This window comes from Pseudoneobacillus rhizosphaerae, from assembly GCF_917563885.1.
Classification (GTDB): domain Bacteria; phylum Bacillota; class Bacilli; order Bacillales; family Cytobacillaceae; genus Pseudoneobacillus; species Pseudoneobacillus rhizosphaerae.
In genome coordinates this window covers 20235-30343 of record NZ_CAKJTG010000020.1, presented here as the reverse complement: position 1 = coordinate 30343, position 10109 = coordinate 20235, and the positions used below count along the sequence as shown (strand labels likewise).

Genomic DNA, 10109 nt, shown 5'->3' with positions numbered 1-10109 from the left:
TATAGTGGGGAAAAGTGCCTAATTGGAATGAAGGAGTGTTAGTAAAATGGCAAATTTACATGATTTAGCTTATGAAATGGAGAAGGCTATTCGTAGTAGTGCAGAATATACTCAATTAAAAAGCTTGTATGATACGGTGAATAATGATCCAACTGCAAAGCGTATGTTTGATAATTTCCGTAAGATTCAAATGGATCTTCAGCAGAAGCAGATGATGGGAATGGAAATTACTCAAGAGGAGGTTGAGCAAGCACAAAAGACAGTTGCACTTGTTCAGCAGCATGCAACGATTGGGAAGTTAATGGAATCTGAGCAAAGAATGAGCATGATTATAGCAGATTTAAATCGGATTATTTTAAAGCCGATTGAGGATCTGTATGGGAGTATGGAGCAATATTAAACTGTAATAAAAAGCTGACTGATTTTTAGTTAGCTTTTTTTGTTTTTAAGGGAAGTCTTTTTTTAGATTGCATGTTGGAAAAGGTGATTTTTGGCTCATTTTTTGCTAGGAGAACATGGAAGGGGGAAGGAAAGCTAGCTTTCCTTCCCCCTTCCATGTTCTCCTAGCACCTTTCCGCTGTCGCAGAAAGGCTTGAAAGCGATAGCTTTCAAGAAAATGAGCCAAAAATCGTGCGGTGGAATGGTAAATAACTCTTATTATTAGGGGATGTAGAGTGGGTGGGTCGGAAGAGTGGGTAAAATCAGGTAGTTTGTAGGGGAAAAGAGGTAAAAGATTTTAGTTTGTTATTTTTAGTGTAAAGATTTGAGGGCTCTTTGGTTTTATTAAAAAATAGGTATCATAATCTTTTAACAACTTTATTTCAAATAAACTCAATGATTTTTACCATCAATTTTCCCCCACCCACTTCTCTAACCCTAAAAAAATGTTTTGTGTTCTTGGTAATGTGCACGATTTTTGGATCATTTTCGTTTGATGCGTTAGCTTCAAACGCCTTTCGGCGTTAGCTGAAAGGTGCTTGGATAGAATGAAAGGAGAGGAGAAAGCTTGCTTGCTCCTCTCCTTTCATTCTATCCAGGCAAAAATGAGCCAAAAATTACACTGCCAAAAGCATTGATATTTCAAATAGTTCTAATCCCGCCACTATTTACATAAAAGTGATATAGGGATATTTTCAACCAGAACAGGGGGCATAACTATGATTTTCCGCTTATTAGCTTTAAATATTGATGGAACGCTGCTTCAATCTAACGGCAGACTCCATCGTTCAACAAAAGAGGCAATTCACTATGTACAGCAAAAAGGCGTAGACGTCACACTGGTAACATCGCGAAGCTACCCTTCAGCAAATAAATTAGCTAAAGCATTAAAAATTAATTTACCAATCGTATCAAACAGGGGTGCCTTTATTGCAAACACACTAGAGGAACCTATTTTTGAAAAGAAAATAGATGCAGATGTAGCTTTTGAAATTGTCCGTTTTCTTGAAGGCTTTCAGTGCCAGTTCCGTCTCAATAATGAGGAGTACTCCATTGGCAATCGCTCTAAGCTTACGAATAATTTAATGACGAAGACCATTTTTTCATCTGCAGATCCAGCTTTTTATTCACATCAATTTGTTGATATTGTTAGTGAGGCACTAACAGATACGCCTATGAATCCATCAAAAATTGAAGTGTACTTTGAAGATGCAGAAGATTTAGATGATGCGTTTAAAGCATTAAATGGAATGTTCTCCGAAATTAATTTGGTAAAGGTAAATAAGTTGAAATTAGATATCGTTCCTGAAGGTGTTTCAAAATTAAATGGTTTATTACGGGTTGGAGAGCAACTCGGGATAACGAGTAAAGAAATAGTATATATTGGCGATGATTTTGATGATATCGCTCTGATTGATGCGGTTGGGTTAGGTGTGGCAATGGGGAATTCGTCATTTGAAGTGAAAAAGGCAGCTGATTGGGTAACTCGATCTAACAATCAGCATGGGGTAACGTATATGGTCAAAGAACACTTCCGAAAACAGCCACCAATTGAATTTTTACGGAAGATGAATATCATTAAAAATTAATCTATTTTTTAAAAAAGGTTATTTCCCTTTAGAAGGGACATAGCCTTTTTCTATTTCTGTTTTTTCTACCGATTTCTTCTTGTTGACCGCTATAGTTCATTTGAGTACACTTAAGAAAGCTTGAATTTGAAAGGTGATACCATTGAGAATACTCATAAGTGGAATAGAGGATGAACGTTTTCATCGTCCTTTGCAATTAATTGCAAATTTATTTTATGAAGAGACAGAGCTAATTTATAGTTCAGAAAATGATACAGATATAAAGATAAACTTTGTTTTAGATATAGATTTTAACGAAGTAAAGGTGGAAGTTACACTTCAAGACCACGATGGAAAAAATACTACTTCTAACCTTCAAAAAGAATTGATTCAGATAGATAATGAAAAAGAGCAGTGGAAACAAATAAAGAACACTGCATTATCTGCTTATTTAACTGTACTCCAGGATTACACAGGAATTATTCAGAAATGGGGTATTTTAACTGGAATCCGACCAACTAAACTTCTTCACAAAAAAGTACAAGAAGGTATAACTAAAGAAGCTGCCCATCAAGAGCTAAGGGAGAATTACTTAATTTCTGATGAAAAAATTAACTTAATGCAGACTATCGTTGATCGCCAATTAGCCGTTGTACCTGACCTCTACGATCTACGTAATGAAGTTAGTATTTACATTGGCATCCCTTTTTGCCCAACCAAATGCGCTTACTGTACGTTCCCAGCCTATGCCATCAATGGCCGGCAAGGCTCTGTTGACTCCTTTTTAGGAGGACTTCATTATGAAATGAGAAAAACAGGTCAATGGCTGAAGGAAAAGGGGATTAAGATCACGACTGTTTATTATGGTGGAGGAACTCCGACTAGCATCACGGCTGAAGAAATGGATATGCTTTATGAAGAAATGTATCTGTCATTTCCTGATGTAGAAAACATACGTGAGATTACCGTTGAAGCTGGTAGACCTGATACGATTACGCCTGAAAAACTATTAGTGCTCAAAAAGTGGAATATCGACCGAATTAGCGTCAATCCACAATCGTACATCCAAGAAACATTAAAGGCTATTGGGCGTCACCATACTGTGGAGGAAACCGTTGAGAAATTCCACCTTGCACGCAAAATGGACATGAACAATATTAATATGGATTTAATTATCGGTTTGCCTGGTGAAGGTGTGGAGGAATTTACTCATACTCTGAATGAAACAGAGAAGTTAATGCCAGAATCCCTTACAGTGCATACATTGTCATTTAAGCGGGCATCGGAAATGACACAAAATAAGCAGAAATATCGGGTGGCGGGGCGTGCTGAGGTTGAAAAAATGATGGAACTAGCTGAAAACTGGACGGAAGAACACGGCTATCATCCTTACTACCTATACCGTCAAAAAAACATCCTTGGAAATTTAGAAAATGTTGGTTATTCACTTCCGAATCAAGATAGCATCTATAACATTATTATTATGGAAGAGGTCCAAACAATCATTGGACTCGGTTGTGGAGCTGCAAGTAAATTTATCCATCCGAAAACAGGAAAAATTCAACAGTTCTCAAATCCCAAGGATCCTAAAACTTATAATGAAAGCTTTGAAGATTATACCAAAAAGAAATTAGACATTTTAGAAGAACTTTTCGCTGCAGACAAGGCACTTACCGAATAGGTAAGTGTCTATTTTCCTATTTCCGCTCATACAATGAAAACAAGCCATTCAATATAGAAAGCGCTTACTTAAAAAGGGGGTATGTATGATGATGAACACGCCATTAACGATGACTCAAATGATACGCCGAGCAGAAAAATATTTTCCAAAAAAACAAGTCATCTCACGGACGGCAAAAGGAATTCAACGTTTTACTTATAAAGAGATAGGTGAACGTACGCGTAGACTTGCGGATGCACTTCAAAAATTGGGAGTTGAAAGAGGAGACAAGGTAGGAACATTAGCATGGACCCATCATCGTCATCTAGAAGCTTACTTTGCCATTCCATGTAGCGGAGCTGTTCTTCACACGATCAACATTAGATTATCACCGCAACATATTACCTATATTATTAACCACGCGGAGGATCAAGTTTTATTAATTGACTCTGACATCCTGCCATTAATTGAAAGATGTGCTGAGCACTTAAAGACTGTAAAAGCATTTGTCATTATGACTGATGAAGACGAGCTTCCTGAAACAACGCTAGCTCCTGTGTATCATTATGAAAAACTGCTAGCAGATGCTAATCCGTCTTATGAATATCCTGATGACATAGATGAGAATACACCAGCTGGAATGTGTTACACCTCCGCAACTACAGGAAATCCTAAAGGAGTTGTATACTCACACCGTGGTATTTACCTACACAGTATGGCACTTGGAATGGCTGATAGTGCTGCAGTAAGTGAGAAGGATATTGCACTTCCTGTCGTACCGATGTTCCATGTCAATGCCTGGGGCTTGCCATTTGCCTCCGTCTGGTTTGGTACGACATTAGTGCTGCCTGGGCCTTATTTTACACCAAAGCTGATTGCGGAACTGATTGAACAAGAAAAAGTGACAATCACAGCAGGGGTCCCGACCATTTGGCTAGGCTTATTAAAAGAGTTAGACGAAGGAAATTATGATATGAGTAGTCTTAGAGCGATTCTTTGTGGTGGCTCCGCAGCACCACGTGGAATGATTCAAGCATTTGAACAAAAACATAAAATTCCATTTATGCACGCTTATGGCATGACTGAGACAAGTCCGTTAGTGGTAATTTCAACTTTTAAAAGCTATCAAGAACAGCTGACAGATGAAGAGAAGCTGGACATAAAAGCGAAGCAGGGGATCTTAGTACCTGGACTTGAGATGAAAGTAATCGGTAAGGATGGCGAAGTTGCATGGGATGGCAAAGAAATGGGTGAGCTGACCATTCGCGGACCTTGGATCGCTTCCGAATACTACAAAGATGAGCGGACGGAAGAGGGATTCCGTGATGGTTGGTTATATACAGGAGACGTTGTCACAGTGGATGAAGAAGGCTTTGTGAAAATTGTTGACCGTACGAAGGATTTAATTAAGAGCGGTGGGGAATGGATATCTTCTGTCGACTTAGAAAATGCGTTAATGGCTCATGAGGCTGTGTTTGAAGCGGCTGTAGTAGCAGTCCCACATGAACAATGGCAGGAAAGACCAGTAGCTTGTGTCGTATTAAAGGATAGTTACATTGGGAAAACGACGAAGGAGGAGCTAAGGGAGTTTTTAGCTCCGCAATTTGCCAAGTGGTGGCTACCCGATGAAATATTATTTTTAAAGGAAATTCCAAAAACTTCGGTTGGGAAATTCCTAAAAAGAGCCTTAAGAGATTCGGTTCATGAGGAGCTTAGACAGAAAAATTAAAGTGCTAATTTCAAACATTTCTTAACAATTATTAAAATAGTATATATTTTTTATTAAATTCCTATAAAATTAGAAGAAAAGAGAAAGGATCCATTCTTTCTCTTTTCTAGTATCTAACTTTGTGAAATAGTATACAAATTAATTAATATATTCTATTGAAACGGGTGAAAACCATGATGAAAAAGTCAGTTGCTATTATTGGTGGAGGAATTACTGGGTTAGCAACCGCCTATTATTTACAAAAGGAAGCGATGGAAAAAGACTTACCAATAAATGTGAGATTAATAGAAGCTAGTCATCGACTTGGTGGGGTCATTGAAACAGTGAAAAAAGATGGCTTTGTTATCGAAAAAGGGCCAGATTCGATTCTTGAGAGAAAAAAAAGTGCGCTTCAATTAATTGAAGAAGTCGGCTTAAAGGATAAAGTCGTGTCAAATACAGCAGGTAAATCTTATATCCTAGTAAAAGGGAAACTACATTCCATACCCGAAGGCTCCTTTATGGGTATTCCTACAAAGGTTTCTCCTTTTGTGTTTTCAGGCTTATTTTCACCTTTAGGAAAACTCCGTGCAGCAGGTGACTTTGTGTTACCAAAAGGAAAAGCGCAAAAGGACCAAGCGCTAGGTGCCTTTTTTCGAAGAAGATTAGGGGATGAAGTGGTAGAAAACTTGATTGAGCCGTTATTATCTGGGATATATGCTGGTGATATTGATCAACTTAGCTTAATGTCACTGTTTCCTAACTTTTACAATATCGAGCAAGAGCATCGTAGTCTTGTTTTAGGTTTAAATCGAACAATGCCAGCACCGCCAAAAAAGGTTCAAAATAAACAACCGACAAGAAAAGGCATGTTTATTTCATTAACAACTGGTCTGGAGGAACTTGTCTTACAAGTTGAAAAACGATTACACGAAGGTACAGTACTTAAAGGTGTTGCAGTAAATAAAGTATGCCGTGAAACAGATGGATATAGTCTTCTCTTATCAAATGGAGAAGTTGAAAAAGCTGACAGCGTGGTAATGGCAATTGACCACAACCATGCCCAAAAAATGCTTTCTGACTATGCCTTTATGGATGTTTTCAAAGATATGTCTTCCACTTCTGTAGCAAATGTTGCTATGGCTTTTCCGAAGAGTGCTATAAAACAAGACATCGAAGGTTCTGGATTTGTTGTTTCAAGAAATAGTGATTTCCGAATCACTGCTTGTACATGGACACATAAGAAATGGCCAGGCTCAACACCCGATGATATGGCATTATTACGATGCTATGTTGGAAAACCTAACGATCAAGAGGTTGTTGATATGACTGATGAGGAAATTATTAAAATTGCGCTAACGGATTTAAATAAAACAATGAATATTACATCAGAGCCACTATTCCATTTGGTAACTCGGTGGAAAAAAACAATGCCACAATACAAAGTGGGGCATAAAGAACGAATTCAAACTGTTAAGGAATCACTGTCAAAAGAACTTCCCGGTCTATATCTTGCTGGCAGCTCATTTGAAGGAGTCGGGATACCTGACTGCATTGATCAAGGACATGCAGCAGTAAAAAAAGTGTTAGAATTTTTAGCCTAGTTTTTTACCAAATAGAAAAATAGGTTATAATAATGGTAAACTTTGGATTGGTAGGGTGAAAAGATGAAGTTAGCCATGAAATATATAATCTTGTATGTGAATGATTTTGATAAGACGATGAATTTCTATAAAGAAATTCTCGGATTACCAGTAAAAATGCAGCATGATACGTATGTTGAATTCGATACGGGTGCAACAACGTTATCGATAAATACGCGAGAATCCATAAAAGAGATTATCGGATTAGAAATGCCTGCAAGCTCGGTTGCTTCCCAAACATTCGAGTTAGGATTTGTTGTAGAGGATGTTGTTGCTACGATTGAAATGCTGCGTGGTTTAGATGTACCTATTTACAAGGAGCCAGTTACCAAGCCATGGGGGCAAACTGTCGCCTATGTAACCGATCCAGATGGGCATTATATTGAAATCTGTTCAGCGATGGAGTGAAAAAATTAACTTTCCATGTTCATGTATAGGTGAGTTTACTATGCAAATTTAGGTGAGATAATAATTTCTAAAAATGGGTAAATTATTTAAGTCATCATTTTAAGGGAGGAATTTCAATGAATTCATTTGTCGTTAGTTTCCATAAAGAAGACAATGTCGATACGATGCAAATCCAAAAGTTGAGTGAATCAGATTTTGAAAAAGCAACAGAAGGCGGTACTAGACATTTATTTGAATTAGATACAAACGTTGGTTTCTTTGTGTTTTTTGATGCAGAGGATAATGAAGGGAATGTATCTCATATGCTCCTTCAATATGAGGAAGGCAACGAAGATCCAACTGCCTGCTATTCGTTTCAAATGAAAGACTATTATGAATTTATGGCCTTATATTTAAATGACTTGGAATATAATGAAGAGGTAAATGAAGAGGATGAGGAAGAAGAGGCGTATGGTCCAATTCACCATTTGGCTCATCTTTTATATCATATCGTCGAAGAAGGTCAGTCAGTACAACCTTAAATGATATAGAGAGATAGCTCTACAGATTGTAGAGCTATTTTTTTTTGAAAAAATTTGAATGATATATTTAAAAGTGTCATTCCGTATATACTTTGTTAAAATAAGGAAAGTAGAGGTTTGCAGAAGGGAGAATTATATGGAATCATTAGTTCAATTAAAGAATGTAAAGAAAAAAATAGGTAAAAAGGAAATTATTAAAGGCTTAACCTTTGATGTTTATCCAGGGGAGGTCTTTGGCTTCTTAGGGCCAAATGGAGCAGGTAAGACTACCACGATTCGAATGATGATGGGTCTTATGAGCATTACCGAAGGAGAAATCATCATTGCAGGTAAGAATATTACAACTGAATATTCAGAAGCGATTCAGTATGTTGGGGGAATCGTTGAAAATCCTGAGATGTATAAATTCCTAACAGGCTATCAAAATCTTATCCATTTTGCAAGAATGCATAAAGGAATTACAAAACAAAGAATAGATGAAGTTATAAAACTAGTAGGATTACAAAATCGAATTCGTGAAAAGGTGAAAACCTATTCCCTTGGAATGAGGCAACGACTTGGACTAGCCCAAGCATTGTTACATAACCCGAAATTACTTATTTTAGACGAACCTACTAATGGATTAGATCCGGCAGGAATTCGTGAAATTCGTGATTATATGAGAAGGCTTGCTAGAGAAGAAGGTCTTGCTGTGATTGTTTCGAGTCATTTGTTATCAGAAATGGAAATGATGTGTGACCGAATTGCGATTATTCAGCAAGGGTCAATCGTTGATGTTAAAGCGATGAACGACTTTGTAAGTGAAAAAGAGTCAGATGTTCATCTTTTTTCATGTGAACCCAAAATGGAGGCTGTACGCTTTATAAAAGAACAATGTGATGTTTCAGCTGTAGAGACAATAGATGGGGTAGAAGTTACAGTTGTAAAATCTGAAATACCAAGGATTGTGAAAGTATTAGTTGAAAATGATATTAAAATTTACGGAATTGCACCAATGAAAAAGACCCTGGAAGATCGATTCTTAGAGGTGACAGGAGGTACAAGCATTGGCTAGTTTAGTTGCTTTAATTCAAAATGAAAATATGAAAATATACCGTCGGGTCGGCACATGGGTGATGATTGGATTACTTGTGATTACAGTGGTTGCAGGATGTATATTAAGCTCTAAGTTTGGCGGTACCCCAAGTACTACTGATTGGAAAGCTGACTTAGTAGCTAGTAATAAGCAATTTGAGATGGATCTAGCTAACCCTGATATTCCAGATACCTTCAAAGATATGCAGAGAAAACAGCTAGAAATTAATGAATATCGTCTTGAACATAATATTGAACCAGTGGAAGGTTCAACCCTGTGGGGATGGACGATAGATGCTGCTGACATTATTATGTTTATTACTTTATTTACAGTTATTGTTGCAGCAAGTTCAGTGGCTTCAGAATTTTCATGGGGAACGATTAAATTACTTATGATTCGACCTGCTACTCGTGGGAAAATTTTATTATCAAAATACGTATCTACCATCATTTTTGCATTAGTATTACTGTTAATCCTTCTAATCACTTCTATGCTTATTGGTGGCATTGTTTATGGATTTCAAAGCTTGGATATTCCTCATTTAGCTTATCAGGATGGAAAAGTGGTAGAAAGAGCGATGCTGGCACATGTTTTAAGTATTTACGGATTAGGTTCGATACAGCTCATTATGATGGTGACATTTGCCTTCATGATCTCGACAGTTTTCCGCAGCAGCTCATTAGCCATAGGGTTAGCCATCTTCTTAATGTTTATGGGTGTTCAAGTAACCTTTATTATTGCTCAAAAGTTTGATTGGGCAAAATACATTCTTTTTGCCAATATAGATTTAACACAATATATCGATGGAGTACCAATGGTAAAAGGAATGACGATGTCGTTTTCGATTATCATGCTAGTCATTTATTTCATTGTGTTCAATGTCTTATCTTGGTTTATATTCCGTAAAAGAGATATCGCAGCTTAAAATGAGAGCACTCCAGTTTTTTTGGAGTGCTTTTTTTACTATTTCTTTCATAATAATGAATTGGTAGATAATATACAAAATAATCAGAAAAAGGTATTACTATTAGGAGACTTTCTTCTTATAATAAATAATGGATAGTTATGCCTTATAAAAAGTTTATGAA

At 37.0% G+C, this 10109-nt stretch carries 9 protein-coding genes; all 9 read left to right on the top strand.

The genetic code is table 11. The annotated features are described in order from the left end of the window. Nucleotides 1-46: 46 nt before the first annotated feature. Entirely contained in the window at nt 47-400 is a 354-nt protein-coding gene (locus LRP83_RS16200; protein ID WP_230497729.1) for a YlbF/YmcA family competence regulator, read from the top strand. 757 nt (nt 401-1157) lie between these two features. Then, nucleotides 1158-2027: a Cof-type HAD-IIB family hydrolase gene (locus LRP83_RS16195; protein ID WP_230497728.1), complete on the top strand. Its 870-nt coding sequence runs from the start codon at nt 1158-1160 to the stop codon at nt 2025-2027. A 142-nt stretch (nt 2028-2169) separates the two neighbouring features. Continuing rightward, nucleotides 2170-3687: a coproporphyrinogen III oxidase gene (locus LRP83_RS16190; protein WP_230497727.1), complete on the top strand. Its 1518-nt coding sequence runs from the start codon at nt 2170-2172 to the stop codon at nt 3685-3687. Between the two features lie 85 nt (nt 3688-3772). After that, entirely contained in the window at nt 3773-5395 is a 1623-nt protein-coding gene (locus tag LRP83_RS16185) for a long-chain fatty acid--CoA ligase (protein ID WP_230497726.1), read from the top strand. Nucleotides 5396-5571: 176 nt separating this feature from the next. Next, complete coding sequence (gene hemY / locus LRP83_RS16180; protein ID WP_230497786.1) at nt 5572-6978, top strand: protoporphyrinogen oxidase; 1407 nt, start codon at nt 5572-5574, stop codon at nt 6976-6978. 63 nt (nt 6979-7041) lie between these two features. Beyond that, entirely contained in the window at nt 7042-7425 is a 384-nt protein-coding gene (locus tag LRP83_RS16175) for a VOC family protein (RefSeq protein WP_230497725.1), read from the top strand. A 116-nt stretch (nt 7426-7541) separates the two neighbouring features. Further along, the gene (locus LRP83_RS16170; protein WP_230497724.1) at nt 7542-7946 is read left to right on the top strand and encodes a cytosolic protein; all 405 of its coding nucleotides are present in this window, start codon (nt 7542-7544) and stop codon (nt 7944-7946) included. Nucleotides 7947-8082: 136 nt separating this feature from the next. Next, a complete protein-coding gene (locus LRP83_RS16165; RefSeq protein WP_230497723.1) occupies nt 8083-9000 on the top strand; it encodes an ABC transporter ATP-binding protein in 918 nt (305 codons plus the stop codon). Between the two features lie 28 nt (nt 9001-9028). Further along, nucleotides 9029-9946 carry an ABC transporter permease gene (locus tag LRP83_RS16160; RefSeq protein ID WP_435531368.1) on the top strand — a complete coding sequence of 306 codons (918 nt, stop codon included), beginning with the start codon at nt 9029-9031 and terminating at the stop codon, nt 9944-9946. The last annotated feature ends 163 nt before the right edge of the window (nt 9947-10109 follow it).